Source organism: Rhodococcus ruber (assembly GCF_016804345.1).
Lineage (GTDB): Bacteria > Actinomycetota > Actinomycetes > Mycobacteriales > Mycobacteriaceae > Rhodococcus > Rhodococcus ruber.
On the sequence record NZ_CP044211.1, the window covers coordinates 4,008,456 to 4,034,687 of the forward strand.

A 26,232-nucleotide genomic window follows, 5' to 3' on the forward strand; every position below is an offset into this window, starting at 1 on the left:
CCGGTCACCGTAGCGGACGGTCCCGACCCGGAACGACGACGGGACGCCCCCGGCAGGGGCGTCCCGTCGTGTGCGGTCCGTGCGTCAGGCGCGGGCCTTCTGGAGGTTCTCGTCGAGCGCGGCGAGGAACTCCTCGGTGGTCAGCCAAGCCTGCTCGGGCCCGATGAGCAGGGCGAGGTCCTTGGTCATCTGGCCGGCCTCGACGGTCTTGATGACGACGTCCTCGAGCTGCTGGGCGAACTCGATCACCTCGGGGGTGTTGTCGAGCTTGCCGCGGTGCTCGAGACCACGGGTCCAGGCGAAGATCGACGCGATCGGGTTCGTCGACGTCGGCTTGCCGGCCTGGTGCTGCCGGAAGTGCCGGGTGACGGTTCCGTGCGCGGCCTCGGCCTCGACGGTCCTGCCGTCCGGGGTCATGAGCACGGAGGTCATCAGGCCCAGCGAACCGTAGCCCTGCGCGACGGTGTCCGACTGGACGTCGCCGTCGTAGTTCTTGCAGGCCCAGACGTAGCCGCCCTCCCACTTGAGCGAGGAAGCGACCATGTCGTCGATGAGACGGTGCTCGTAGGTGAGTCCGGCGGCGTCGAACTCCGCCTTGAACTCCTCCTCGTAGATCCGCTGGAACTCGTCCTTGAACATGCCGTCGTAGGCCTTGAGGATCGTGTTCTTGGTCGAGAGGTAGACCGGGTAGTTCTGCTGCAGGCCGTAGGACAGCGAGGCCCGCGCAAAGTCCTGGATGGACTTCTTGTAGTTGTACATCCCCATGACGACGCCGCCGTCCTCGGGAATCCGGCACACCTCGTGCTGGATCGGCTCGGAGCCGTCCTCCGGCGTGAAGGTGATGGTGACGGTGCCCGGGCGGTCGACCTTGAAGTCGGTGGCGCGGTACTGGTCGCCGAAGGCGTGACGGCCGACGATGACCGGCTTGGTCCAGCCCGGCACCAGGCGCGGCACGTTCGAGATGATGATCGGGGCACGGAAGATGGTGCCGCCCAGGATGTTACGGATCGTGCCGTTGGGCGAGCGCCACATCTTCTTCAGGCCGAACTCCTCGACCCGGGCCTCGTCGGGAGTGATGGTCGCGCACTTGACGCCGACGCCGTGCTTCTTGATGGCGTTGGCCGCATCGACGGTGACCTGGTCGTCGGTCGCATCGCGGTGCTCGATGCCGAGGTCGTAGTACTCGAGATTCACATCCAGGTAGGGATGGATCAGCTTGTCTTTGATGAACTGCCAGATGATGCGGGTCATCTCGTCGCCGTCGAGTTCGACGACCGTTCCTTCAACCTTGATCTTGGACATGTGCGCTTCGCGTCCTCCTAGGAAGTGTCCCTGGTCCCAAGTCGATCCCACTTTGTGGGTGCGATCGTGGTCGGCTCAATGAACCATTTATGGCGTGCTCACACGTGCGGAACACGGTCCAAACAAGACGAGCGTACTGCTATCGCCCCGGTCCGCCAAGCGCACCCCCGGCTACCCGCGGGTAACTTTCACCTGCTCAGGCGCCCTCTCCCGGCAGGCACGGGTCGCCTACCGAAGCGTCCGTCCGAGCCGCTAGACTCGCGCCAGGTCATGAGTACCAGCGTGAAGCCCCGGCTTGCTGGTCGGCAACCCTCCGGCCAGGGTGGGGTGCTCCGGGTGATGACCCGGTCGTCCGGCGACACGCCGCACGACAAGCCGGTCCGATGGAGGTATTCGTCATGAGGGTTGTGATCATGAGCTGTCGTCACTAGCCGCCCCGACCTCCCGACCACGGCCAGTAAGGACATCATGACCGACAGCGAGAACACCCGGCGCGAAGACGGCTGGAGCTTCGAGACCAAGCAGATCCACGCAGGACAGCCCGCCGGCGGCGACACCCGCGCCCGCGCCCTGCCGATCTACCAGACCACCAGCTACACCTTCGACAACACCGACCACGCCGCCGCCCTGTTCGGCCTCACCGAACCCGGCAACATCTACACCCGCATCATGAACCCCACCCAGGACGCGGTCGAACAACGCATCGCCGCCCTCGAGGGCGGCGTCGCCGCCCTGCTCCTCGCCTCCGGCCAGGCCGCCGAGACCTACGCCCTCCTCAACCTCGCCGCCGCCGGCGACCACCTCGTCGCCAGCCCCTACCTCTACGGCGGCACCTACAACCTGCTGCACTACACCCTGCCCCGCCTCGGCATCGAGGTCACCTTCGTCGACGACCCCGACGACCTCGACCAGTGGCGCGCCGCCGTCCGCCCCACCACCCGCGCCTTCTACGGCGAAACCATCGCCAACCCCAAAAACCACCTCCTCGACATCCCCGGCGTCGCCGCCGTCGCCCACGAGCACGCCCTGCCGCTGATCGTCGACAACACCGTCGCCACCCCCTACCTGATCCGCCCCCTCGAGCACGGCGCCGACATCGTCGTGCACTCGGCCACCAAATACCTCGGCGGCCACGGCACCGCCATCGCCGGGGTCATCGTCGACGGCGGCACCTTCGACTGGACCGCCCCCGGACCCGACGGCACCGCCCGCCACCCCCAGTTCACCACCCCCGACCCCAGCTACCACGGCGTGGTCTACGCCGACCTCGGCGCCCCCGCCTACGCCCTCAAGGCCCGCGTGCAACTGCTGCGCGACCTCGGCGCCGCGGTCTCCCCGTTCAACGCCTTCCTCATCGCCCAGGGCCTCGAGACCCTGAGCCTGCGCATGGAACGCCACGTCGCCAACGCCGGCAGGGTCGCCGACTTCCTCGCCCGCCGCCCCGAGGTCACCGCCGTCGCCTACGCCGGCCTCGACTCCTCCCCCTGGCACCAGCGCGGCCGGGCCCTGGCCCCGCGCGGGACCGGCGCGATCGTCACCTTCGAACTCGCCGGCGGCGTCGACGCCGGCAAGAAGTTCGTGAACGCGCTGACCCTGCACAGCCACGTCGCCAACATCGGCGACGTGCGCTCGCTGGTCATCCACCCCGCCTCGACCACCCACTCCCAGCTCACCGCCGCCGAACAACTCGCCGCCGGCGTCACCCCCGGCCAGGTCCGCCTCGCCGTCGGCATCGAACACATCGACGACATCCTCGCCGACCTCACCACCGGCCTCGAGGCGGTCGCGTCTTGACGGCGCGCGTCGACCGGCGCCACGTGGAACTGCCGCCGGAGGACGGCCGTCTCGGGACCGTCGACATCGGGCCGCTGACGCTCGAGTCCGGCGCCACCCTGCCCGACGTGACGGTGGCGGTGCAGCGTTGGGGCCGGCTGTCGCCGTCACGCGACAACGTCGTCCTCGTCGAACACGCCCTCACCGGGGACTCGCACGTGACCGGGCCGGCCGGAGCCGAACATCCGTCGCCCGGCTGGTGGACCGGGATGGTCGGTCCGGGCGCGCCGATCGACACCGACACGTGGTGCGTCGTGGCGACGAACGTGCTGGGCGGCTGCCGCGGCACCACCGGACCGGGTTCGCCCGCCCCGGACGGCAAGGCGTGGGGCTCCCGGTTCCCCGGCATCACGGTGCGCGACCAGGTCGCCGCCGAGGTCGCGCTCGCCGATGCGCTCGGCATCGACAGGTTGGCGGCCGTGACCGGCGGGTCGATGGGCGGCATGCGGACGCTCGAATGGATCATCGGGTATCCGGAACGGGTGCAGGCGGCCCTCGTCCTTGCCGTCGGGGCCCGCGCCACCGCCGACCAGATCGGCACCCAGACCACGCAGATCGCCGCCATCACCGCCGACCCGGACTGGCAGGGCGGGGACTACTACGGAACCGGACGTGTGCCGCGGACCGGGCTGGGCATCGCACGGCGGATCGCGCACCTGACCTACCGGACCGAGGGCGAACTCGACACCCGCTTCGCGAACTCCCCCCAGGGAAGCGAAAACCCCTGGAACGGAGGGCGATACGCGGTACAGAGCTACCTGGAGCACCAGGCCGACAAACTCGTCGCGCGGTTCGACCCCGGTACGTACGTCGCGCTCACCCAGGCCATGAATCGGCACGACGTCGGACACGGGCGGGGCGGTGTGGCCGCGGCACTCGGCTCCACCCCGGTACCGACGATCGTCGCCGGTGTGGATTCCGACCGCCTGTATCCGCTGCGCCTGCAACAGGAGATCGCCGACGGCCTGCCGGGCTGCGACGGGCTGCGCGTCCTCGAGTCCCGGGACGGTCACGACGGTTTCCTCACCGAGGCCGGCGCCGTCGCCAAACTCCTGACCGAGCTCGTCACCCTCGCACGAGGCTGAGGGCCGCGCGCCGCCGGGCCGCCGCGGCCCGGCGGCTCATCCGGTGCCGAGCGGATCGATCGAGACCGCCAGCGCGATGACGAGTCCGCCCACGACGAGGAGCGCGGACACGTCGAAGGCCCGGCTGCGCACGGCGAGCACCCCGACCTGATCCTCGGGGACCCACAGGCGCAGCAGACCGGCGAGCAGGGTGGCGCTGCCGAAGACGAACGCGCCACGACGCCACCGGTCCGCCACCACGAGGATCACCGCCGCGGCGATGACGACCGTCACCGCCAGCAGCGGCAGGTTCCGCCGGGCCAGCCGCAACCAGCGCTCCGCGCCGGCCAGGTGCACCACGGGCTCAGCGGCCGGCGAGCTGTTCGGCTCGCTCGACCACGTTCGCCAGCAGGAACGCACGGGTCAGGGGGCCGACGCCACCGGGATTGGGCGAGAGGAACCCGGCCACGTCGCCGACGTCGGCGGCCACGTCGCCGCGCAGGCCCTCCGGGGTCCGGCTCACCCCCACGTCCAGGACCGCCGCACCCGGCTTGACCATGTCCGCGGTGATCAGTCCCGGCACACCCGCAGCGGCGACGACGATGTCCGCACGCCGCACCTCCGCCGCGAGATCCTTCGTGCCGGTGTGGCAGAGGGTGACCGTCGCGTTCTCGCTGCGGCGGGTGAGCAACAACCCGATCGGGCGGCCGACGGTGACGCCGCGGCCCACCACCACCACGTGGGCACCCGCGATCGGGACCTCGTACCGGCGCAGCAGATGCACGATGCCGCGCGGCGTGCACGGCAGGGCCGCCTCCTTGCCGAGAACCAGGCGGCCGAGGTTGATCGGGTGCAGACCGTCGGCGTCCTTGTCGGGATCGATGCGCTCGAGCGCGGCGTTCTCGTCCAGGTGCTTCGGCAGCGGCAACTGCACGATGTAGCCGGTGCAGCCGGGGTCGGCGTTCAGCTCGTCGATCACCGCGTCGAGCTGCTCCTGCGTCGTGTCGGCGGGCAGGTCGCGGCGGATCGAGTTGATGCCGACCTTGGCGCAGTCGTTGTGCTTGCCGCGCACGTACGCCGCGGATCCGGGGTCGTCGCCGACGAGCACGGTGCCGAGCCCGGGGGTGATGCCCTTCGCCTTCAGCGCGGCCACGCGGGCCTTCAGGTCCTCGAAAATCTCGTCGCGGGTCGCTTTGCCGTCCAGGATCGTCGCAGTCACGGCCACCATTGTCTCAGGTCGCCCGGCAACGTCGGACGCAGCCTCACCGGCGGAGGTGCTCGCGTACCCGGACAGCCGCGCGTCCGGCACCGCACGGCCGTCCGCCCCGGGCGTGGACGGTCCCCGGCGGCACCGCCGGAGGTGCGGCTGGCAAGCTGAATCGGTGTTCCGAGTGATGTTCTACGAGCCGCGCATCCCACCCAACACCGGTAATGCGATCCGCATGGTGGCCGGGACCGGCTGCGAGCTGCATCTGGTGGAGCCGCTCGGATTCGATCTCTCCGAGCCGAAACTGCGGCGTGCGGGCCTGGACTACCACGATCTGGCGTCGGTGAGCGTGCACGAGGACCTCGAGGTCGCGTGGGCCGCGCTGCGGCCGGAGCGGGTGTACGCATTCACCGCACATGCGAGCGTGTCGTATGCCGCGCTCGAGTACCGGCCCGGCGACGTGTTCCTCTTCGGGCCGGAACCCACGGGACTGCCCGACGAGGTGCTCGCCGATCCCCACGTCACGACCCGGGTGCGGATTCCGATGCTGCCGGGCCGGCGCTCGCTGAACCTGTCGAACGCGGCGGCGGTGGTCACGTACGAGGCGTGGCGTCAGCACGGTTTCGCGGGGGCCGTCTGAACCGGCCGGGCAACGGACCCATCCACGCCGGGGACGGCCCCGAATCCCCTTCGACGCCGCGCGGAGCCTCGTCGTGGGGAAACGCCGCAACTGTGGGAACGTGGAACGGGGAGGTGGAGACGTCGTGACTCTTGTCGTGCTGGTCGACCGCGACGGTCGGGAAGTGGGAACGGCCGAGAAGGTGGCAGCCCACCGCCCTCCGGCTCCGCTGCATCGCGCATTCTCGGCGTTTCTGCTCGATGCCGACGGCAACGTCCTGCTGCAGCGCAGGAGCCTGGACAAATACCACTTCGCCGGCCTGTGGGCCAACAGCTGCTGCGGGCATCCGCTCCCGGGTGAGAGCGTGCTCGAGGCCGCGGCCCGGCGCAGCTGGGAGGAACTGGGTGTGCACCCGTCGGGCCTGCGAGAGGTGGCCTCGGTCGTCTACTCCGCCCACGATCCGGGTTCGTCGCTCATGGAGCACGAATTCGACCACGTCGTCGTCGGACGCGTGCACACGGCGCCCCGTCCCGTCCCGAGCGAGGTGGCCGAGGTGCGGTTCCAGTCCCTCACCGAGGTCGTGCGCGACGTGGAGCAGTCCCCCCAGGTGTTCGCGCCGTGGATGCCGCACGTCCTCGGCGCGGTGCTACCGTCGCTGGCCCGGTAGGCCGGCGGCTCCGTCCCGGGCGACGGCCCGGACGTCGGTGTCCCGCCTCTCGTTGCGCTGCACGAAGAACGGACTCCGCATCGAATCGTTATACGTCGTTATCATTTCGTGATTTTCCCGCGTCGGCCGTGACACCGGCGCCGGGGACTCTCGGTATCCGGACCGATTCCGGGGCACCCGGCGACGCGCTCGCCGCCCGGCAGTCGGACGAACGACTCGGAGAACAGACATGGCGGCACCACATCTTCCCCACCGTCCGAAGAATCCGTCGGCACTGCTCGAGGATCCACACGCAGGCGTCGCCCTCACGGGCGTCCTCACGGTCGTGGGTGCGCTCGTCGCCGTGGCCATGGTCGGTTCCGCGCTGCTGGCCGTCGCCCTCGCCGCCATCGTGGCAGGCGCCGTGGCGATCGTCGCCGCCGCGATCTGACGGCAGGCCGGACGCTCCCGTGCGAGCGCGCCCGGTCAGACCCCGACTTCCACGTCGCGGCCGGACTGCTGCCAGGCCACGGTTCCGCCGGTCACCGACACGGCGTTGATGCCACGTCCGACCAGATAGCCGGCGGCCTGCGAACTGCGTCCACCGACCGCGCAGATCACGTAGACCGTGTCCGCGTCCGGAATCTCGTCGGCGCGGGCGACGAACTCGCTGAGCGGGATGAGCGTCACCCCGGGCACCCGCACCTGCAGGTACTCGTCGCGCTCACGGACGTCGATGACGGGGGCACCGGCGGCGAGCGCGGTGTCCAGGGTGGCCAGGCCGACCTCACGCATCCTGGTCGTTCCTCTCCGGGTTCGGGACTGGTTCCAGTCTGCCCCGCCGCGCGACGAGCCGGACGACCACGTAGACGACGGCTGCGCACACGGCGAGAAACCCCACCCACGGTAACGCGACCCCCAGAGCGACCACCGACCCGGCCAGCGCCGAGCGCAACGCACCCCATCCGGCGAGGACCCCGTCCACGAAACTGTCCCGGTCCGCCCGGCGCTCCGCCGAGATCTCCACGGTCAGCGTGGACAGCTCGATCTGGTCGGCGAGGTAGCGCTGCTGGGCGACGAGACCGTCGAGTTCGCTCTGACGCTGCGCCAGCGCGTTCTCTGCCTCGATGAGGTCGGCGGTGGTCGCGGCCGAGGCCATCAGCGCGCGCAACCGGTCCACCGACGACTGCAGGGCCGCGATCCGCGCCTCGAGATCGGTGTACTGGAGCGTGACGTCCTCGCGGGTGGTGGTCAGGCTGGTCACGTCGCCGAGCCCGCGGATGTCCTCGATCGTCCCGGTGAGCCGGTCCGCCGGCACCCGGACGGTCAGCACACTGGCGGCGCCCGGCTGCTCGGTGACCGAGTCCACCCGGCCGCCGGCCGCCTCGACGAGCGTCACCACCTGTCGTCCGGCAGCGACCGGATCGCCGGCACGCAGCACCAGGTGCCCGGTGACGATCTCCTTGCGCGAAGTGGGCTGCGCGTCCGCAGGTGCCGATTCGCGGGTGCCGTCGGACAGGGACGGCTGCGGTGGTGCGGCCGCGGTTCCGTCACCCGCCCCCTCGCCGCCTCCGGCGCATCCGGCGAGGAACAGCAGGGCGAGCAGGATCACCAGCGGGCGTCGCATGCCGCAGGATGCTAACGGAAGTCGCGGGACTTTCCGGTGATGCGCAGATCCATGCGCTGCAACCGGTCCGCGACCACCGTCACCGCTCCCTCCGCGTTCTGCACCCGTCCGCGTACCAGCAGCGCCGGTGCGGTGTGCGCGAGCGTGCGGTACCGCGCCCACAGCCCCACGGAACACACCACGTTCACCATCCCGGTCTCGTCCTCGAGGTTGAGGAAGGTCACGCCCTCGGCGGTCGCGGGTCGCTGCCGGTGCGTGACCGCGCCCCCCACGAGCACCCGCGCCCCGTCGGCGACCTGCAGCAGCTGCGCCGCCGGCACGACGCCGAGCGCGTCGAGCTGCGGGCGCAGGAACTGGGTGGGATAGCTGTCCGGGGAGATCCCCGTCGCCCACACGTCCGCGGCGGCCAGCTCGACATCGCTCATGCCGGGCAGTGCGGGGGCCTGCGTCGACGCGCCGACGCCGGGCAACCGGTCCGGCCGTTGCGCCGCAGCCGCGCTCGCCGACCACAGCGCCTCCCGGCGGGTGATACCGAGGCCCCCGAGGGCTCCCGCCGTGGCGAGGGCCTCGGCCTGGACGGTGCTCAGCTCGACCCGCCGGGACAGTTCCGGGAACGACGCGTAGGGGCCGTGCGCCGTGCGCTCGGCGACGATCCGTTCGGCGAGCGCGTCACCGAGGTGGCGGACCGCGCCGAGGCCGAGACGCACGTCCCGGCCGCGGTTCTCGGTGGTGGCCTGGGCGAGGCTCACGTTCACATCCGGTCCGTGGACCACGACACCGTGACGGCGGGCGTCGGCGACGAGGGACTGCGGGGAGTAGAACCCCATCGGCTGCGCGCGCAGCAGGCCCGCACAGAATGCCGCCGGATGATGCAGCTTGAACCACGCCGAATAGAACACCAGGGCCGCGAAGCTCTGCGAATGACTCTCGGGGAAACCGAAATTCGCGAAGGCATAGAGCTTTTCGTAGATGCGGTCGGCAACGTCGCCGGTGATGCCGTGCCGCTCGCGCATGCCGTCGTAGAGCCGGCCGCGCAGCCGTTCCATCTTCGCGGTCGAACGCTTGGCCCCCATCGCCCGGCGCAGCCGGTCGGCCTCGGCCGCCGTGAACCCGGCGGCGTCGACAGCCATCTGCATCAGCTGCTCCTGGAACAGCGGCACCCCGAGGGTGCGTTTCAGGGCCTTCTCGAGGCAGGGATGGTCGTAGGTGACGGGTTCGAGCCCGTTGCGGCGCCGGATGTACGGGTGCACGGACCCGCCCTGGATGGGACCCGGCCGGATGAGCGCCACCTCGACCACCAGGTCGTAGAAGACGCGTGGCTTCAAGCGCGGGAGGGTGGCCATCTGCGCGCGGGACTCGACCTGGAACACCCCGACGGCGTCGGCGCGGCGCAGCATCTCGTACACCCCTTCCTCCGCGAGATCGAGACGAGCGAGATCCACCGTGACTCCTTCGTGCTCGGCGACGAGGTCGATCATGTAGTGCAGCGCGGACAGCATGCCCAGTCCGAGCAGGTCGAACTTCACCAGTCCCGCGGCGGCACAGTCGTCCTTGTCCCACTGCAGCACGGTGCGGCCCGCCATCCGGGCCCATTCGACCGGGCACACGTCGGCGACGGGACGGTCGCAGATCACCATCCCGCCGGAATGGATGCCGAGGTGGCGCGGCAGTCCTTCGACCTGTGCGGCGAGTGCGAGGACGGACGGGGGGATGTCGGTGTCGGGCTCCTGTTCCACGCCGTGCCACCTGGTGACCTGGCGACTCCAGGCGTCCTGCTGGCCCTGCGCGTAGCCGAGGGCCCGCGCCATGTCGCGGACGGCGGACTTGCCGCGGTAGGTGACGACGTTGGCGACCTGAGCGGCGTGGGTCCGCCCGTACTTGGCGTAGACGTGCTGGATGGCCTCCTCCCGCCGGTCGGACTCGATGTCGATGTCGATGTCGGGGGGTCCGTCGCGTTCCGGGGACAGAAAGCGTTCGAAGAGCAGCTCGTTGCGGACCGGGTCGACGTTGGTGATGCCGATGGCGTAACAGACGGCGGAGTTGGCGGCCGAACCTCGCCCCTGGCAGAGGATGTCGTTGTCCTTGCAGAAGGTGACGATGTCGTGCACCACGAGGAAGTAGCCGGGAAAGTTCAGCCGGCCGATGACATCGAGTTCGTGCTCGATCTGCCGGTAGGCCGCCGGATCGTCCTCGGGGGTGCCGTAACGGTGCCGCGCCCCGTGCAGGGCGAGTTCGCGCAGCCGGCTGAGTTCGGTGTGCCCCTCGGGTACGTCGAACGGGGGCAGGTTCGGGGCGATGAGCCGCAGGTCGAACGCACAGTCCCGGGCGAGTTCGGCGGCCCGGCGGACCGCACCGGGGTGGGCGGCGAACAGGTGCGCCATCTCCGCGCCGGAACGCAGGTGGGCGCCCCCGGTCGGGAGGAGCCGGCCCGCGGCTTCGTCGAGACTCTGCCGGTCGTGGATGGCGGCCAGCGCTGTCGCCAGTCGCCGGCGGTCCGGCGTGGCGTAGTGGGCCGCGGTGCTGGCGATGCACGAAAGACCTCGGCGATCGGCGAGTTCCGCGAGCAACGCGTTGCGTTCACCGTCCTCGGGGAGGCCGTGGTGCGTGAGCTCGACCGTGACCCGGTCGGCGCCGAAGCGCTCGACGAGGTCGCGCAGGGCCGTCTCGGCCGCCTCGGGGCCCCCGACCTCGAGGGCTCGGCGGACGTGCCCGCGGCGGCAGCCGGTGAGGATCTGCCAGTGCCCGCCGGCCGCATCGGTGAGCGCGTCGTAGTCGTAGCGCGGCCGGCCCTTCTCCCCACCGATCAGATGCGCGGCGGCAATCTCGCGGGACAACCGCCGATACCCCTCCTGCCCGCGCGCGAGGACCAGGAGGTGCGTCTCGTCCGGCGCTCCGGCGGCGAGGGAGAGTTCGGCGCCGAACACGGTGCGCATCCCCAGTTCGCGGGCAGCTTCGGCGAAGCGCACGACGCCGTAGAGACCGTCGTGGTCGGTGAGCGCAACGGCTTCGAGGCCGAGACGCACCGCCTCCTCCACGAGTTCCTCGGGACCGGAAGCACCGTCGAGGAAGCTGAACGCCGAGTGGGCGTGCAGTTCGGCGTAGGGCACGACGGGCCCGTCGGGCGGCCGGACGCGCGGTTCGTACTCTCCGCGGGTGCGCGACCAGGCGGGACTGTCGCTGCCGTCACCGGGGAATTCCACGTCGCGTCGGGGCCGGCCCGACAACACGCGTTCGAGCTCCGACCAGGTCGGCGGCCCACTCCCCCAGCCCATCCCCGCACCGCCTTCGGCTCGACCGTCCTCGCTCATCGTACATATGTTCGAATTGCGCGGCCCGCCGGGCGGGACGGTCACCGCCGCAGTTCCGCCGACGTTCCCAGCCGCCCCAGCTTGTGGGGGTTGTTGACCGCGTAGAGGCGGGTGATCCGGCCGTCCTCCACCACCAGACTCACCGCAGCGGCTGCGCCCTCCACCTCGAAACGTGCGCCCGGCATCCCATTGAGCCAGGCACCGGCCGCCACGAAGCCCGGGGCCTGGGCGAGGCGGATCAGCAGCGCCGCCAGCTTCTCGGCTCCGGCGATCGGCTTCCGGGCCGCCGGCACCACCCCGCCGCCGTCGGCGATCGCCACCACGTCCGGGGCGAGCACCTCCATCAGGCCCTGCACATCGCCCGTCGCGAGGGCCGTCATGAACTTCTCGACCACCGCCAGCTGCTCGGCCGGCTCCACCCGCATCCGCGGTCGCCGCGCCGCGACGTGCCGGCGGGCACGGTGGGCGATCTGCCGGACCGCGGCCGGGGTCTTGCCCACCGCCTCGGCAATCTCGTCGTAGGGCGTATCGAACACCTCACGCAGGACGAACACTGCCCGCTCGACCGGACCGAGGGTCTCCAGCACGGTGAGCATCGCGATCGAGACGCTCTCGGCGAGTTCGGCGTCCTCGGCCACGTCGGGAGTCGTGAGCAGCGGCTCGGGCAGCCATTCCCCGACGTACTCCTCGCGTTGCCGCGCCAATGCCCGCAGCCGGTTGAGCGCCAGCCGGGTGACGATCCGCACCAGATAGGCCCGCGCGTCCCACACCTGCGTCCGGTCCACATCCGCCCACCGCAGCCACGTCTCCTGGACGACGTCCTCGGCGTCGGCGGCAGAGCCGAGCATCTCGTAGGCGACGGTGAAGAGCAGGTTGCGGTGGGCGACGAACGGGTCGTCGGTCACGACTTCGACGCTACGGCGAGCGGCTCGAGATTGCAGGCGGCGGACAACCCCTGCGACTCGATGCCGAACGCGGTGTTGGAGCGGGTCATGAAGTTCGTCAGCGCGATGTAAGCGGTCAGCTCCACCAGCGCGGCTGGGCCGAGTGCCTCCAGCAGCCGGGCCGACAATTCGTCGGTGACCGTCGGCGGCGTCTGCGTCATCGCCTCGGCGTACTCCATGACGTCGCGCTCCAGCGGCGTGAAGACATCCGACTCACGCCACCGTGGCACCTCACGCGCCTTCGCCACGTCCAACCCCTTGTTGTGGGCATGGAAGTAGCCGAGATCCAGGCAGAAACTGCACCCGACCAGGCTGGCCACCGCCATGTGGGCGAACGACTTCAGGTTCTCGTCACACCGGTCCCACTTCTGGATCCGGCGACCGACCCCGAAGCCGAAGTTCAGCACCTTCCGGTTGTGCCACATCACCCCCACCCCCTCGGGCACGTCCCCGAGCATCTTCCGGGACATCCGCTCGACGAGCGCGCCGTAGATGCCGGTCAGCTCCGCCTTCGGGATCCTGGTGCTGCTGGTCATGATTCCTCCTTCGGTTGCTTGCTCTCTCGGCATGGAGACACCGGCCACGAATCGAATGTGACATTCGAGCCGGAATTCACCGGGCCGGAAATCGCTGCCGAGGGACGGCTCCCGGCAGGGGACAGCCGTCGAGCACTCCACCGGCGTGGGTGCCGCCAAAACCGGACGACTGGTTTTTCGGTGGTATGCTGGGAGCGCTTCCAGAGACAGACCTCCGGGACGTGCCTTGTGCCGCGGCACGGACGGGCCTCTGGTGGCACCGCAGGGAGCGGAGGGGTGAGGGTCCGTTCGGGCAGGCTCGGGGGGCCGGCCCGAACGGACCACCCCCGGTCCGCACCCGGTCACGCAGGGCGGCCGACAATGCGAGGAGTGGAGATGACCCGGGACTGCGTCGGTGCACCGACCGTCGAGCCGGCAGCCACTCCGGCCGCTGCGAATCCGCCGTCCGAGGCTCCCGCGGTCGGGCGCCCGGCCCAGCAGCGCGCGATCCGGACCCGACAGCAGATCCTTCTCGCCGCCGCGCGGTTGTTCGCCGACAACGGCGTGCACGGCACGGCCCTCGCCGAGGCCGCAGCCTCGGCCGAAGTGACCAAGGGAGCGCTGACCTTCCACTTCCCCACCAAGGACGCCCTGGTGCAAGCGTTGATCAGCGAACAGCAACAGCGCACCCGTGCCGCGATCGGCACCGTCCTGCACGCCGACGGCCCCGCCCTCGAGCAGCTGGTCGCGCTCACCCATGCGCTCGGACGGTTGTTCAGCGAAGATCTGATCGTCCAGGCCGGACTGCGGCTGACCGGCGAGTACGAACGCGCCGACCGCGAGGCCTACCGAAGCTGGATCACGGTGTTCGAAGCCCTGTTCCGGCGTGCGTCGGACGAAGAGGAACTGAGCGCCCGACTGGACCCGGCCGCGCACGCCCGGTTCCTCGTCTCCTCCGTCGCGGGGGTGTACCTGCTGTCGATGGTTCTCGCCGACCGCGCGGACCTCGAGGCCCGCCTCGACCAGATGTGGGAGCTGTTGCTCCCCAGCATCGTCCGGGCCGATCGGCACGATCGGATCCCGGCGATCCGCTCTGCGCGCTGACGGGTCCCCTGCCGGTTCGCGACGAGAAGGCGGTTCCCGCGGCACCGGCCGAGCCTCGGGCCCGGCAACCACCCGCTCGTCAGAGGAACCCCCCCGTTCGGTCCGCCGGGAGCACCCGCGCACACCGGTCCTTTCGGGGTTGTCCCCCAGTCCGATTTCCGGTGTGTGCCCGGATGTGCCGCCCCGCCCGCCGCAGCAGTATCGATCTCGTGAAGCGGGTCCTGCTGCAACTCTCCGGCGCGCTCGTCGCCGTGATCGTCGTCCTCACGGCGATCGCGGGCGGCCTCGTCGCGCACGCGTGGAACTCGGCGGTGGTCGACACCACCGGCCGGGTCACCTTCGACCGTGCGCTGCGCATCCCGCCGCTCGCGACGAGCACGATCGCACCCGACGGGGTCCGCGTGTTCGACCTGACCATGCAGCGCGGCACCACGGACCTCGGGCACGGTCCCGGCACCCGGACCTGGGGCGTGAACGGGTCGTACCTCGGGCCGACGCTGCGTGCCGGCCGCGGCGAACAGGTCCGGGTGAACGTCACCAACGAGCTCGACGAGGCGAGCACCCTGCACTGGCACGGCATGCACCTGCCGGCCGCCGTGGACGGCGGCCCGCACCAGCCGATCGCCCCGGGGGCGACGTGGAGTCCGCAGTGGACGGTCGACCAGCCGGCCGCGACGCTGTGGTACCACCCGCACCCGCACGGCACCACCGCCGACCACGTCTACCGCGGGATCGCCGGACTGTTCCTGCTCGACGACCCGGCCGGCGGTCCACCCCTGCCCGACCGGTACGGGATCGACGACATCCCACTCGTGGTGCAGGACAAGCGGTTCGACCGTGACCAACTCGCCACCGACGGCGCGATGTTCGCCGCCGTCGGCCTCCTCGGCGACGAGATCGTCGTCAACGGCACCCCGCGGCCCTACCTCGACGTCACCGCCGAGCGGATCCGGCTGCGGTTGCTCAACGCCTCCAACGCTCGCGTGTACAACTTCTCCTTCGACACCGGTCTGCCGTTCCTGCTCGTCGGCACCGACGGCGGCCCGCTCACGAATCCGGCACCGATGCGCCGCATCCAGCTCTCCCCCGGCGAGCGCGCCGAGATTGTCGTCGCGCTGCCCGCGGGCGCGACGACCGTGCTCCGCAGTACCCCGCCGGACCTGGGTGCGGACTTCTGGCAGACCAGGTTCTCCGGCGGTGACGACGAGTTCGACATCCTCGAGCTGCGCGCCGCGCGCACGCTCACGCCCAGCGCGCAGGTGCAGGGGGAACCGGTCACCCACGAGGATCCCGGTCCCCCCGACGTCACCCGGCACCTGGACCTCACCGGCTCCGGCACCATCGACGGCCGCGAAACGGACATGTCCCGGATCGACCAGACCGTCGCCGCCGGCGCCACGGAGGTGTGGGAGGTCCGCAACAGCAGCGGCACGATCCACAACTTCCACGTCCACGGGACGAGCTTCCGCGTTCTCGGTGACGGCCACCCCGCCCTGTCCGGCCCGAAGGACACCGTCTACATCGCACCGGGGCGCACCGTCCGGCTGCTGATGCGGTTCACCGGTCACCCCGATCCCGCGACGCCGTACATGTACCACTGCCACCTGCTCCGGCACGAGGACGACGGCATGATGGGGCAGTTCGTCGTCGTCGGCCCGGATGCGGCGCCGCCACCCGAACCGCCCGCCCACACCGTCGTCCACGAGTAGCGTGCGTCCCATGACGTCCGCGATCCGGATCGAGGGACTGGTCAAGCGATTCGGACGCTTCACTGCGCTCGACGGCCTGGATCTGGAGGTCGCCGCGGGCGAGGTGCACGGCTTCCTCGGCCCCAACGGGGCCGGCAAGTCCACCACGTTGCGGGTCCTGCTGGGTCTGCTCCGGCCGGACGCCGGGCACGTCGGGCTGCTCGGCGGCGACCCCTGGCGCGACGTGGTGAGCCTGCACCGACGGCTCGCCTACGTGCCGGGCGACGTGAGCCTGTGGCCCGGAATGACCGGCGGCGAGGCGATCGATCTGCTCGGCCGGTTGCGCGGCGGACTCGACCGGCGGCGCCGCGCGGCCCTGCTCGACCGGTTCGAACTCGACCCGACCAGACGCGGCCGCACCTATTCGAAGGGCAACCGGCAGAAGGTGGCGCTCGTCGCGGCCCTGGCCTCGGACGTGGAACTGTTGCTGCTCGACGAGCCGACCTCGGGGCTCGACCCGGTCATGTCCGCGGTGTTCCACGACGAGATCACCCGGGAGAAGCGGCGCGGACGGACGGTCCTGCTGTCGAGCCACGTGCTCAGCGAGGTCGAGACGCTCGCCGACCGGATGAGCATCATCCGCGACGGCCGGGTCGTCGAGACCGGCACGCTCGAGGACATGCGTGCGGATCTGCGCTCGACGATCGACGCTGTCCTCGCCGCCCCCGTGGCCGACCCGGCGGCACTGACCGCGCTGCCCGGGATCCACGACGTGCGCATCGACGGCCCGCGCGTGCACTGCGCGGTCGAGCACGGCCACGCCGGCCCGGTGCTCGCGGCTCTGGGCCGCAACGACATCCGCAGCATCACCGTCTCGCCACCGTCCCTCGAGGAGTTGTTCCTGCGGCACTATCACCGGCACGGCCGCGACGGGCAGACCCCGACGTGAGGGCCTCGTGGACGGGGATGCGGCCGCTGCTGCGGGCCACCGCCGAGCAGGACCGCGGCAACGTCGCGCCGTGGATCGTGCTCGTCACGGCGCTGTCGGTGTCGTCGGTCCTCGCCTACGGCTGGGTGTTCCCGGACGCGGCGAGCCGCCGCACCCTCGATGCCACCCTCGGCGCGAACCCGGCACTGCGGGTCGTGTTCGGCCCGGCGCGCGACCTGACCTACGCGGACGGATTCAACGCGTGGCGGGCCGGGGCGCTCGGCGCGTTCTTCACGGCCCTGATGGCGATCCTGGCCGTCATCCGCAACAGCCGCGCCCACGAGGATTCGGGTCAGGCCGAACTCGTCGCCTCGGGCGTCGTCGGCCGCCAGGCCCGGCTGGCGACGGCCGTCGCGTGGTCGTCGCTGGCCTCCGTCGTGCTCGGTGTCGTCTGTGCGGGCGCGACGATCCTCGTCGGCGGCGGTGTCGCCGACTCGATCACGCTGGCCGCGACGTTCACCGCGTCCGGGCTGGTGTTCGGCGCGCTCGCCGCGGTCACCGCCCAGCTGGGGTCCTACGCGCCCACCGCCACCACCCTGGCGATCGGGGTGCTCGGAGCCTGTCTGCTGGTCCGCGCCTACGTCGACGTGGTCGCCCCCGACGGGTGGGCGATCTGGACGACCCCGCTGGGCTGGGTGCAGCAGGTTCGCCCGGCGGCGGGAAACGACTGGTGGCCCCTGGCGGCCTGCCTTGTGCTGACCGCGGTACTGCTGTTGATCGCGTTCGTCCTGCAGGCCCGGCGCGATTTCGGGGTCGGTGTGATCGCGCCGTCGCCGGGGCCCGCAGAAGGCGGGGCGGGAACGAACGTGTGGGGCCTGGCGCTGCGTCTGCACCGCGGCGCGCTCGCCGCGTGGACGACGGTGTTCGTGGCGCTCGGGGTGGTGTTCGGTTTCATGTCCACCACGTTCACGGAGGTCTTCGCCGACAACCCGGCGCTCGGCTCGCTGCTCGGGAGCGGACGCGGCTCGCTCGTCTTCGGTTTCGTGGTGACGATGCTGCAGCTGATGGGCATCGTCGCCGCCGTGTTCGGGGTCCAGGTGATGATGCGGCTGCGCGCCGAGGAACTGGCGCTGCGCGTCGAACCGGTGCTGGCCGGGGCCCTGACCCGGACCCGGTACTTCGCGTCGCACGCGGGAATCGCGCTGCTCGCCCCCGCGGCGGCGCTGCTCGTGGGGGCGACGCTGTTCGCGTACGTCTCGTCGGCGCGGGGTGGACGGATCGCGGCCGGGGATCTGATCCGCCAGGCGCTCGTGACGATTCCCGCGGTGTGGGTGCTGGTCGGGTTCGCGGTCGCGGTGATCGGCGCCCGGCCCCGGGCGCGGATGCTCGGCTGGCTCGGTGTGGTCGCCGCCTTCGCGCTGACGATCCTGGGCCCGCTGTTCCGGTTGTGGAACTGGATTCTGGGAATCAGTCCGTTCCGGCACGTGCCCGTGGTGACGGCGGCACCACCGCAGTGGCTCGGGCTCGCCGTGCTCACCGCCGTGGCCGCCCTGTTCGCCGCGGCGGGGTTCGCGGGGTTCCGGCGCCGGGACGTCGGCTGAGGACCGGTCGCACTACAGTCGCGGAGCATCGGGTCGTCACCGGGAACGGAGCACCGCATGAACCGTTGGGCCACATTCGTCGTCGACCGGCGCTGGTGGGTGCTCGGGTTGGCGGTCGTCGTCGTCGTGCTCGCGGGCGTCTGGGGCACCGGGGTGTTCGGCCGACTCTCGCAGGGCGGGTTCTACGACCCCGGCAGCGAATCGGCCGAGGTGCAGCGCATCGTGGACGACAATTTCGGTCCCCAGACCGCCGACATCATCGCGATCTACACCCCGCCACCCGGGCGCACCGTCGCCGACATCGGACCCGAGGTGACCGCGGTGCTCGATCGGTTCGCGGCCGAGGTACCCACCCGTTCGGTCGACTCCTACTGGTCGGCCACGCCACCGGCGAAGCAGCTGCTGCTGTCGAAGGACGGCGGCAGCGCGGCGGCGGCCGTCACCCTCGAGCCCGGCTCGGAGATCACCGTCACGACGTTCCAGGGTCTGCTCCCGAAACTCGAGGTCCCCGGTGTCGACGCGCAGTTCGCGGGGAACTCGGTCGTCGGCGTCGCGTTCACCACCCGGCTCGAGCGCGATCTGCTCTTCGCGGAGGCGATTGCTCTTCCGGTGACGCTGGTGCTGCTGGTGTTCATCTTCGGCGGTCTCGTCGCGGCAGCGGTCCCGGTGTTCGTCGGGGTCCTCGCCGTCCTCAGCGCTCTGGCGACGCTGCGTCTGCTCACGATGTACACGGAGGTGAGCTCGTTCGCGCTGAACGTCACGTCGCTGATCGGTCTGGGCCTGGCGATCGACTACGGCCTGTTCATCGTCAGCCGTTTCCGGGAGGAACTCGACTCCGGCGCCGACCCGGCCTCCGCGACGCGTCGCACCGTGCTCACCGCGGGCCGCACGGTCATGTTCTCGGGGCTGTTGCTGATGTGCGCCTTCGCCGGAATGCTCGTGTTCCCGCAGGCGCTGCTGCGGTCCCTGGGTCTCGGCGCGATCGCCGCCGTGCTCAGCGCGGCGGTGCTCTCGCTCACCGCGATTCCCGCGCTGCTGGCGATACTCGGGCACCGCATCAACGCGCTGACGTGGCGTGAGGGCGCCGCGCGGCGGGGCGAGGCCCGGGCCCGGCGCTTCTGGGGGTCGGTGGTGACGAAGGTGATGCGCCGGCCGGCCCTGGTGGCGGTGACGATCACCGCCGGTCTGCTGCTGCTCGCCACGCCGCTGCTGCGCGCCTCCTTCGGCGAGATCGAGTACACCGCCCTGCCCGCGGGTGACCCGGCGCGTGCCGCCACCCAGACACTGCTCGACGAGTTCCCCTCCACCGGCAACGGCGTCACGCTCGTGCTGCGGGGCGACGACGGTTCCGCACCCGCCGCGGTCGCGGTCACGGCGGTATCCCGCGCGGCGGCGGACGTGGACGGCATCGCGCAGACCGTCACCGTCGCCGCGCGGAACGACGTCGTGGTCCTGCAGGCGCTGTACGCCCAGGGGGTGGAGGAGACGCCGCAGGCGAGCGAGATCGTCCGGGAGCTACGGGATCTGCCGCCCCCGCCGGGCACCGACCTGCTCGTCGGCGGCGGCCGGGCGATGGTCGACGACAGCAATGCCGCGATCGCCCGCTCGATGCCCGCGATGATCGCGGTCATGGTGCTCTCCACCCTGGTGCTGCTGTTCCTGGCATTCGGGTCCGTGGTGCTCCCGCTCAAGGCGGTGGCGATGGCGGGTCTGAGCCTGGCCGCCACGTTCGGCGTGCTCACCTGGGTGTTCCAGCTCGGCAACGGAGCGGAGCTGCTCGGCGTGACCCCCAGCCCGCTGGAGCCGAGCTTCGTGGTGCTGATCCTGGCGGTGGTGTTCGGCCTGTCAACCGACTACGAGGTGTTCCTGATGTCGCGCATGGTGGAGGCCCGGGCCGCCGGGGCGAGCACGGAGGAGGCGGTACGGTTCGGCACCGAGCGCACCGGCCGGGTGGTGACCTCGGCGGCGTTGCTGCTGATCGTGGTGACCGGCGCGTTCACGATCTCGGGACTGTCGATCATGCGGTTCCTGGGGGTGGGGATGATCCTCGCGCTGATCATCGACGCGACCGTGGTGCGGATGCTGCTGGTGCCGTCGCTGGTCAAGCTGATGGGCGAGGCGAACTGGTGGGCACCGGCGTGGATGAAACGGGCGCACGCGAAGGTCGGCATCGGACACTAGAATCCGTTCTTACCTTGCAGTAGGTTCGGGCCATGGCCACGTACCTCGTCACGGGCGGCACCGGTTTCCTCGGCACGCACGTGCTCGGCCGACTGCTCGGGACCCGGCCGGACGCCGACATCCATGTGCTGGTCCGGCCGGCGTCGCTGCCGAAGTTCGAGGCCCTCCGCAGGCGCCTGGACGGTGGGTCCCGGTTGCACGCGCTGCTCGGCGATCTCACCGAACCGGGACTCGGACTCGACCCCGCCACGGTGCCGCCGGCCGAGCACGTCCTGCACCTCGGCGCGATCTACGACCTGACCGTCGGCGAGGAACAGGCGACCACGAACGTCGCAGGTACGCGCGCGGTGATCACGCTCGCACTGGAACTGGACGCGACCCTGCACCACGTCTCGTCAGTCGCTGTCGCCGGTGATCACCGCGGCACGTTCGCCGAGGACGACCTCGACCTGGGCCAGCGCTTCCCGTCGCCGTATCACCGCACCAAGTTCGAGGCCGAGAAGGCGGTCCGGGCGAGCCCGGTGCGCCGGCGCATCTACCGGCCGTCGGTGATCGTGGGCAGTTCCACCACCGGCGAGATCACCAAGATCGACGGTCCCTACTACTTCTTTCCCGCCCTGGCCGCGCTGGCGGCGCTGCCGTCCCGGCTGCCACTGGTCCTGCCCGACCTCGGCGACACCAACCTGGTGCCGGTCGACTACGTCGCGGCCGCGATCGTCGAACTCATGCACCGTCCCGGATCGGACGGGCGCACCTTCCACCTCGTCTCGCGCCCACAGCCGGTGCGCGAGGTGTTCGCGGCGCTGGCCGCCGCGGCGGGAGCCCCCGTTCCCGTCGCCGGTGTGCCCGGCGCGCTGGTGCGTCCGCTGTTGTCGAGCAGCGCGCTTCCCGGCCTGGACGCCGTCCGTCGTCTCGTGCTGCGCCGGGCGGGCATCCCCCCGGTCGTGCTCGACCAGCTGACCTTCCCGAGCCGGTTCACCGACCGGAACACCCGGGAGGCCCTGCGCGGCAGCGGGATCACGCTGCCCGAGTTCGCCGGGTACGCCCCGCTGCTGTGGCGCTACTGGCGCGAGCACCTCGACCCCGACCGGGCCCGCCGCGACGATCCGCGCGGACCGCTCGTGGAACGGCACGTGCTGATCACCGGTGCCTCCTCGGGGATCGGACGCGCCACCGCGATCGCCGCGGCCCGCGAGGGTGCCGTGGTCTTCGCCCTCGCCCGTCGCGCCGAGGAACTCGACGCGGTCGTCGCCGCGATCCGCGCGGACGGCGGCAGTGCGTACGCCTATCCGTGTGACGTCACCGACTCGGCTGCGGTCGAGCACACCGTGCAGGCGATCCTCGCCGAGCACGACTGCATCGACATGCTGGTCAACAACGCGGGCCGCTCGATCCGGCGCGGGCTGTACCACTCGACGGACCGACTGCACGACTTCGAACGCACCATGGCGGTCAACTACATCGGCGCGGTGCGGGCGACCCTGGCCCTGCTGCCGCACATGCGGGCGCGCCGCTTCGGACACATCGTGAACATCAGCACCGCGGGGGTACAGGCCCGCACCCCGCGATACGCGGCGTACATCGCCTCGAAGTCCGCGCTCGAAGGATTCGCGGACGTCGCCGCCTCCGAGACGCGGGACGACGGAATCACGTTCACCACCCTCCACATGCCTCTCGTGCGGACCCCCATGATCGAGCCCACCGGGTCGTACAACCCGGGACCGGCGATCAGCCCGGAGGACGCCGCGCAGATGGTGATCCGGGCCCTCGTCGAGCGGCCCAAACGCATCGACGTGCCGATCGGCACCGTCGGTGAGTTCGCCGGTCTCTTCGCCCCGGCTCTGCGGGATCGGATGTTCGCGCTCTACTACCACGCCTACCCCGACGCGCCCGCCGCACGCGGCGAGAAGTCCGACACGCCCCCGCAGCTGCGGACGCTGCCCCGTCCGATGCTGCCGAACCCCGCGGTGCTGCGCCGGGTCGGCCGGTTGCTGCCCGGCGTGCACTGGTGAGGCGGCTGCGCCGCCGGTGTGCCGTTTGGGCGGCTGGGACCGCCCAAAGGGCACACCGCTAGAGAATCGCCACCAGTGGTCGCACCGGCTTCGGATCGGCGCCGCAGCTGACCGGGCGTGGCGGCAGTTGCCGGGCCTCGACCCGCACGCGCCAGTGACGGCCGTCGCGGTGCCGCACCACCGTTGCGGCGTCGCTCTCGTCGACGACGAACGCATCGGCGTCCGCGGTCACCCGTTCGCGCACCGCGATCTCGGCGACCTGCCCGGCCGCGGACCAGCTGCTGCGCCCCCGCAGCCCCGGCAGGTACACCTCGCCGCGGGCGGCGGCCGCCATGGCGTCCCGGCTCTGCGCGACGTCGAGCCGGCCGTAGGTGTAGCCCGTGGGCAGCAGGATCAGCGAGGGTGCGAACCGGTGCCCGCCGGTGTGCGAACACTCCCACACATCCTCGCCGAACTCCGCGGCCAGCGCCGCCGCCACAGGACGCCCCAGCACGGCGCAGCACCGGTCCCGCTTGCCGTGGGCGCACACCAGCGCGACGGGCCGGCTCACCGCGCGGCCGAGGCCGGGTGCCGGACCGGCGACGACGCGCGGGATCAGATCGAGCAGTTCCTTCGGTTCCCCGACCTCGAGCCGCTCACACCAGCTGCTGCCCGGATCGGACCGGGCCAGGAACACGGTGCGGGCGCCGCCGGGACGCGACGTGTCGCGTCCGGGTCGCCGGATGAACAGCAGCCGCACGCCGGCGGCGTCGGCCGCGGCCGAGAACTCGCCGGCGAGGTCGGGACCGAGAGCGGTACCGTCGAGGACGTCGCGCCCCCAGCCGGACGGCATCTCGAGGCACACCCAGCCCGGAGCGGTGGCGGCGGTGCCGGGCAATGGCTCGTCGAGCGCAGAGGCCGCGGAGCAGGTGGGAGGAAATGCAGGGCTCACCCGCTCATTGTGTCCGTCCGGGCTGATCGTGGAAGCGACGGCCCTCGGCAAGTTGCCGCACGAAGGCCTCGATGCGGCGTGCACGGGTCTCCGGGCGCTTCGCGGCCTGCAACCGATAGACGATCGCGTAGCGGTTGCGACCGTCGAGCGTGTCGTAGAAGGCCCGCGCGGCGGGATTGCCCGCGAGGGCGTCGAGGAAGTCCTGCGGCATCTGCGCGGTCGCCTGGCCGGGGTAGGCGCGCTCCCAGCGACCGTCTGCGCGGGCGCGGGCGACTTCCGCGGCCCCGGCTGCGCTCAGCCGGCCCTCGGCCTCGAGGCGCTCGACGAGTTCGCGGTTGCGCTGCGACCACGGGCTGCGGGCCCGGCGCGGCGTGATGCGCTGGAGGCGGAAGTCGTCGTCGAGCCTGCGCGCCTGACTGTCGATCCAGCCGTGGCACAGCAGTTCCTCGACCACCTCGGCGTAGCTCACCGACGGATGCGCCGATCCCTTCTTGGCGAGCGCGACCCAGATGCCCGGCGAATCGGTGTGGTGCTCACGCAGCCAGGTGGCGAAGGACTCCCGGTCGGGGAAGTACTCGACGGGCAACTCGTCGGCCATGGTCATCTCCCCAGCCGGCGCAGGCCGGACCGCGTCCACAGACCGAGGAAGCTCTGGGAGAGGTAGGCGAGAGAGCCGAGCGCGAGCACCCACTTCACGGTGCTGACCGTTGTCGCCGCCCGGACGGTGGTGTCGGTGATGCGGTCCCGGTGGTCGAGCAGGTACAGACCCGCGACGTTCTCGACGTAGTCCGCGGACGCGGCCACCGCCGGGGCGAGGGCGAGGGCGCGGCGGATGCGCGCAGGAACGGGCCGGTGGTCGGCGAGCGATCGCGCCCCGGCCCGCAGTGCGATGGCAAAGATCAAGGGATGCACCAGGTCCCAGTAGTAGTGTCGGCGATACCGCGCGACAGCGTCCGCATCGAGTCCGTCGAGAACCCGGCGGTACGCCGCTGCGGAGAAGGCGGTCTGGATCCGTCCGACTGCCGGCGCGGCGGGGCCGAGCACTCGGGCGATGTTGGCCTGCGACACCGCGAATACCGCTGCGGCGACCAGCAGGCGACGGTCGTGCGCGGTCCGTGCCATGCGGCGATCCTAACGTCCGGCCGGCAGCGCGGTGCCCGGTCGGACCGCTCGATCGGTCCGGCCGGGCACCCGCTTCACGTGGTCGGCGCTCAGCGCGCTCGCGCTGCGGGGGCATCCGTCACAGGCCGGCGGAGCCGCTGGTGATCGGGTTGCAGCCGCGGATTGTCGTCTGGTGCCACGTGCCGATATCCATGTAGTCCTGCTCGGGCCCGAGGATCATCCGGTACTTCACGACGTGCGAGTCCGCCAACGGATTCGGCAACGTCGGAAGCTGCTCGACAGTACCGAGCCGCACGTTGTGGGTGACGGTGCCATTGGGGACGGACTTCAGTCCGGCGAGGCGACCGGTGGGCCCGGTGCCGTAGTCCGTGCCGGTGGGCACCTCGTCGTCGACGACGAAGTCGATGGTGAAGTTCTCGAGGGCCGTGTCGTTCTCGATCGTGAAGTCGACGGAGCAGTCGTCCTTACCGTCGGCCCAGTACCGCACCGGCCCATCGTGCTTTCCGCCCTCGGGCGCGGCCGCGGCCACACCGCCGCCGAGCCCCACGCCGACACCCGCAGCGATCACGGTGGCAGCGAGTCGTTTCGTCGTGCTGCGCATGTGCGCTCCTCTCGTCGAAGAAGTAGGTGTTTCGGACGGTATCAATCATCTTCGGCCGTGCAACCCGTCGTTGCCAATCGCCGCCGGAGCCGGGGGGACGGCAACCAGACACCATTCCCGCCGTCCGCGGGAGTCAAACCGTTGTCGGCGAACCGACACCGCAACGATGCCTCGACAGCGTCCTGTCCTGCGGATTCCGTGCCGCCGGTGGCGCAGCCGGCACCCCGGAGGACGCGACTGTGATTTGCATCACACTGACTGCGTCTGCACTTCACCCGGCCGACGGCTCGTGGGTGCCCCGTCCCCGCCCTCCCCGATTCGGATCAGCACGTGGTGATGAACCGTGCCGGCGTGCACCGTGTCCTCGTGCGTCGTGCAGGGCTGCTCCGTGTGCGGGACTCGAACCCGCTGCGCTGCCCTCCGCGCGCCGGAGGATACAGACGGGTCGATTCACCGCGACCCACGGCGTGTGCTCGCTTCCGATCCGGGTACCTGCTGCCCACGATCACTCGTCGATCAGATCGACCTCCCAGTTCACGCGCTGGATCTCGAGGTCCACCCGCCGGATCCGGCGAGCCAGATCGTCGGCGGTGCGCCGCAGGTCCCGGACCGACAGCGCCGAGACGTATGCCAGTTCGGACCGGAGCTGTCGCCCGTATCGATCCTTGCCACCCGAGGCCGCGTCCGCGGCCGCGGTCAGCGCACGGTGCCGCGTCTGCAGAGCGTCCCGTTCGGCCAGGGCATCGGTGAGGGTCCGGTCTCCGACGGGGGTGGCGGTGTTCGTCTTGTTGATCCGGGCGATCAGCAGAGCATGCCGATCGACGGCGTCGGTGAGTTGTTCGAGAAGCTCGCCGGCATTCTCGGCGGGCTCCTCCCCTTCCTGATATCGGGCATTGGCCACGATCCGGGCGCCGAGCTGCTCGATCCGCCGTTTCAGCTCGCCTCGTTCGGCGAGTGCCTCCGCCAGCCGCATGACGTCGAATCGTAGACGAGCGATCG

At 71.1% G+C, this 26,232-nt stretch carries 24 protein-coding genes and 1 riboswitch; of the genes, 11 read left to right on the plus strand and 13 right to left on the minus strand.

Annotated elements, in window-relative coordinates; all coding sequences use genetic code 11:
* Positions 1-84: 84 nt before the first annotated feature.
* Entirely contained in the window at positions 85-1,302 is a 1,218-nt protein-coding gene (locus F1734_RS18575) for an NADP-dependent isocitrate dehydrogenase (protein ID WP_010594845.1), read from the minus strand.
* Between the two features lie 266 nt (positions 1,303-1,568).
* A riboswitch (SAM riboswitch) is annotated at positions 1,569-1,684 on the plus strand.
* 86 nt (positions 1,685-1,770) lie between these two features.
* Between F1734_RS18575 and F1734_RS18580 the strand changes: the two genes are divergently transcribed.
* Complete coding sequence (locus tag F1734_RS18580) at positions 1,771-3,096, plus strand: bifunctional o-acetylhomoserine/o-acetylserine sulfhydrylase (RefSeq protein WP_203010880.1); 1,326 nt, start codon at positions 1,771-1,773, stop codon at positions 3,094-3,096.
* A complete protein-coding gene (metX, locus tag F1734_RS18585; protein ID WP_043822148.1) occupies positions 3,093-4,220 on the plus strand; it encodes a homoserine O-acetyltransferase MetX in 1,128 nt (375 codons plus the stop codon). The genes F1734_RS18580 and metX overlap by 4 nt, the downstream gene beginning before the upstream one ends.
* A gap of 36 nt (positions 4,221-4,256) precedes the next feature.
* Here metX and F1734_RS18590 read toward each other — a convergent pair whose 3' ends face one another.
* Positions 4,257-4,559, minus strand: a complete 303-nt coding sequence (locus tag F1734_RS18590; RefSeq protein ID WP_124258299.1) for a DUF3017 domain-containing protein — start codon at positions 4,557-4,559, stop codon at positions 4,257-4,259.
* A 4-nt stretch (positions 4,560-4,563) separates the two neighbouring features.
* Positions 4,564-5,418, minus strand: coding sequence for a bifunctional methylenetetrahydrofolate dehydrogenase/methenyltetrahydrofolate cyclohydrolase (locus F1734_RS18595; RefSeq protein ID WP_010595526.1), 855 nt, complete (start codon positions 5,416-5,418; stop codon positions 4,564-4,566).
* 163 nt (positions 5,419-5,581) lie between these two features.
* Between F1734_RS18595 and F1734_RS18600 the strand changes: the two genes are divergently transcribed.
* The 3 genes from F1734_RS18600 (at position 5,582) to F1734_RS18610 (ending at position 7,122) form a co-directional block, all read left to right on the plus strand.
* On the plus strand, positions 5,582-6,046 hold the full coding sequence (locus tag F1734_RS18600; protein ID WP_203010882.1) for a tRNA (cytidine(34)-2'-O)-methyltransferase: 465 nt from the start codon (positions 5,582-5,584) through the stop codon (positions 6,044-6,046).
* Between the two features lie 124 nt (positions 6,047-6,170).
* Positions 6,171-6,692, plus strand: a complete 522-nt coding sequence (gene idi, locus F1734_RS18605; protein WP_040272413.1) for an isopentenyl-diphosphate Delta-isomerase — start codon at positions 6,171-6,173, stop codon at positions 6,690-6,692.
* Positions 6,693-6,921: 229 nt separating this feature from the next.
* Entirely contained in the window at positions 6,922-7,122 is a 201-nt protein-coding gene (locus tag F1734_RS18610) for a hypothetical protein (RefSeq protein WP_010595529.1), read from the plus strand.
* 35 nt (positions 7,123-7,157) lie between these two features.
* On the opposite strand, the gene F1734_RS18615 is transcribed toward F1734_RS18610, so the two are convergent.
* The 5 genes from F1734_RS18615 to F1734_RS18635 all read right to left on the minus strand — a co-directional run bounded on the left by F1734_RS18615 (position 7,158) and on the right by F1734_RS18635 (position 13,086).
* A complete protein-coding gene (locus tag F1734_RS18615; RefSeq protein ID WP_010595530.1) occupies positions 7,158-7,466 on the minus strand; it encodes a rhodanese-like domain-containing protein in 309 nt (102 codons plus the stop codon).
* A complete protein-coding gene (locus F1734_RS18620; RefSeq protein ID WP_203010883.1) occupies positions 7,459-8,298 on the minus strand; it encodes a DUF4349 domain-containing protein in 840 nt (279 codons plus the stop codon). Before F1734_RS18620 ends, F1734_RS18615 begins: the two co-directional genes overlap by 8 nt.
* Before the next feature lie 11 nt (positions 8,299-8,309).
* Entirely contained in the window at positions 8,310-11,570 is a 3,261-nt protein-coding gene (locus F1734_RS18625; protein WP_203011894.1) for an error-prone DNA polymerase, read from the minus strand.
* A gap of 77 nt (positions 11,571-11,647) precedes the next feature.
* The gene (locus tag F1734_RS18630; RefSeq protein WP_010595533.1) at positions 11,648-12,511 is read right to left on the minus strand and encodes an RNA polymerase sigma-70 factor; all 864 of its coding nucleotides are present in this window, start codon (positions 12,509-12,511) and stop codon (positions 11,648-11,650) included.
* Positions 12,508-13,086, minus strand: a complete 579-nt coding sequence (locus tag F1734_RS18635) for a carboxymuconolactone decarboxylase family protein (RefSeq protein WP_010595534.1) — start codon at positions 13,084-13,086, stop codon at positions 12,508-12,510. The genes F1734_RS18630 and F1734_RS18635 overlap by 4 nt, the downstream gene beginning before the upstream one ends.
* Positions 13,087-13,461: 375 nt before the next feature.
* On the opposite strand from F1734_RS18635, the gene F1734_RS18640 reads away from it, so the two are divergent.
* The 6 genes from F1734_RS18640 (at position 13,462) to F1734_RS18665 (ending at position 22,579) form a co-directional block, all read left to right on the plus strand.
* Positions 13,462-14,169 carry a ScbR family autoregulator-binding transcription factor gene (locus tag F1734_RS18640; protein ID WP_010595535.1) on the plus strand — a complete coding sequence of 236 codons (708 nt, stop codon included), beginning with the start codon at positions 13,462-13,464 and terminating at the stop codon, positions 14,167-14,169.
* A 173-nt stretch (positions 14,170-14,342) separates the two neighbouring features.
* Entirely contained in the window at positions 14,343-15,878 is a 1,536-nt protein-coding gene (locus tag F1734_RS18645; RefSeq protein WP_048773459.1) for a multicopper oxidase family protein, read from the plus strand.
* 10 nt (positions 15,879-15,888) lie between these two features.
* A complete protein-coding gene (locus F1734_RS18650) occupies positions 15,889-16,806 on the plus strand; it encodes an ABC transporter ATP-binding protein (RefSeq protein ID WP_048773460.1) in 918 nt (305 codons plus the stop codon).
* On the plus strand, positions 16,803-18,386 hold the full coding sequence (locus F1734_RS18655; protein ID WP_237658102.1) for an ABC transporter permease: 1,584 nt from the start codon (positions 16,803-16,805) through the stop codon (positions 18,384-18,386). The genes F1734_RS18650 and F1734_RS18655 overlap by 4 nt, the downstream gene beginning before the upstream one ends.
* A 57-nt stretch (positions 18,387-18,443) precedes the next feature.
* The gene (locus F1734_RS18660; RefSeq protein ID WP_048773463.1) at positions 18,444-20,567 is read left to right on the plus strand and encodes an MMPL family transporter; all 2,124 of its coding nucleotides are present in this window, start codon (positions 18,444-18,446) and stop codon (positions 20,565-20,567) included.
* 32 nt (positions 20,568-20,599) lie between these two features.
* Positions 20,600-22,579: an SDR family oxidoreductase gene (locus tag F1734_RS18665; protein ID WP_203010884.1), complete on the plus strand. Its 1,980-nt coding sequence runs from the start codon at positions 20,600-20,602 to the stop codon at positions 22,577-22,579.
* 58 nt (positions 22,580-22,637) lie between these two features.
* Here F1734_RS18665 and F1734_RS18670 read toward each other — a convergent pair whose 3' ends face one another.
* From F1734_RS18670 to F1734_RS18690, 5 genes are all read right to left on the minus strand, one after another.
* Positions 22,638-23,510 (minus strand): sucrase ferredoxin, encoded by an 873-nt coding sequence (locus tag F1734_RS18670; RefSeq protein WP_026137513.1) that lies wholly within the window; start codon positions 23,508-23,510, stop codon positions 22,638-22,640.
* Positions 23,511-23,514: 4 nt separating this feature from the next.
* The gene (locus F1734_RS18675; RefSeq protein WP_010595543.1) at positions 23,515-24,108 is read right to left on the minus strand and encodes a YdeI/OmpD-associated family protein; all 594 of its coding nucleotides are present in this window, start codon (positions 24,106-24,108) and stop codon (positions 23,515-23,517) included.
* A 2-nt stretch (positions 24,109-24,110) separates the two neighbouring features.
* Complete coding sequence (locus F1734_RS18680; RefSeq protein WP_010595544.1) at positions 24,111-24,632, minus strand: hypothetical protein; 522 nt, start codon at positions 24,630-24,632, stop codon at positions 24,111-24,113.
* 118 nt (positions 24,633-24,750) lie between these two features.
* Positions 24,751-25,233 (minus strand): hypothetical protein, encoded by a 483-nt coding sequence (locus F1734_RS18685; RefSeq protein WP_010595545.1) that lies wholly within the window; start codon positions 25,231-25,233, stop codon positions 24,751-24,753.
* A 505-nt stretch (positions 25,234-25,738) separates the two neighbouring features.
* Positions 25,739-26,206, minus strand: a complete 468-nt coding sequence (locus tag F1734_RS18690) for a DIP1984 family protein (protein WP_203011895.1) — start codon at positions 26,204-26,206, stop codon at positions 25,739-25,741.
* Positions 26,207-26,232 lie beyond the last annotated feature (26 nt).

Excerpts from the sequence above, each read along its gene's own strand:
- F1734_RS18660 (WP_048773463.1), top strand. The coding sequence starts at position 18,444 with ATGAACCGTTGGGCCACATTCGTCGTCGACCGGCGCTGGTGGGTGCTC.
- F1734_RS18690 (WP_203011895.1), bottom strand. The coding sequence starts at position 26,206 with ATGCGGCTGGCGGAGGCACTCGCCGAACGAGGCGAGCTGAAACGGCGG.
- F1734_RS18675 (WP_010595543.1), bottom strand. The coding sequence starts at position 24,108 with ATGGCCGACGAGTTGCCCGTCGAGTACTTCCCCGACCGGGAGTCCTTC.
- F1734_RS18665 (WP_203010884.1), top strand. The coding sequence starts at position 20,600 with ATGGCCACGTACCTCGTCACGGGCGGCACCGGTTTCCTCGGCACGCAC.
- F1734_RS18620 (WP_203010883.1), bottom strand. The coding sequence starts at position 8,298 with ATGCGACGCCCGCTGGTGATCCTGCTCGCCCTGCTGTTCCTCGCCGGA.
- F1734_RS18635 (WP_010595534.1), bottom strand. The coding sequence starts at position 13,086 with ATGACCAGCAGCACCAGGATCCCGAAGGCGGAGCTGACCGGCATCTAC.
- F1734_RS18625 (WP_203011894.1), bottom strand. The coding sequence starts at position 11,570 with ATGGGCTGGGGGAGTGGGCCGCCGACCTGGTCGGAGCTCGAACGCGTG.
- F1734_RS18640 (WP_010595535.1), top strand. The coding sequence starts at position 13,462 with ATGACCCGGGACTGCGTCGGTGCACCGACCGTCGAGCCGGCAGCCACT.
- F1734_RS18650 (WP_048773460.1), top strand. The coding sequence starts at position 15,889 with ATGACGTCCGCGATCCGGATCGAGGGACTGGTCAAGCGATTCGGACGC.
- F1734_RS18615 (WP_010595530.1), bottom strand. The coding sequence starts at position 7,466 with ATGCGTGAGGTCGGCCTGGCCACCCTGGACACCGCGCTCGCCGCCGGT.
- F1734_RS18610 (WP_010595529.1), top strand. The coding sequence starts at position 6,922 with ATGGCGGCACCACATCTTCCCCACCGTCCGAAGAATCCGTCGGCACTG.
- F1734_RS18680 (WP_010595544.1), bottom strand. The coding sequence starts at position 24,632 with ATGGCACGGACCGCGCACGACCGTCGCCTGCTGGTCGCCGCAGCGGTA.
- F1734_RS18645 (WP_048773459.1), top strand. The coding sequence starts at position 14,343 with ATGTGCCGCCCCGCCCGCCGCAGCAGTATCGATCTCGTGAAGCGGGTC.
- F1734_RS18575 (WP_010594845.1), bottom strand. The coding sequence starts at position 1,302 with ATGTCCAAGATCAAGGTTGAAGGAACGGTCGTCGAACTCGACGGCGAC.
- F1734_RS18685 (WP_010595545.1), bottom strand. The coding sequence starts at position 25,233 with ATGCGCAGCACGACGAAACGACTCGCTGCCACCGTGATCGCTGCGGGT.
- F1734_RS18580 (WP_203010880.1), top strand. The coding sequence starts at position 1,771 with ATGACCGACAGCGAGAACACCCGGCGCGAAGACGGCTGGAGCTTCGAG.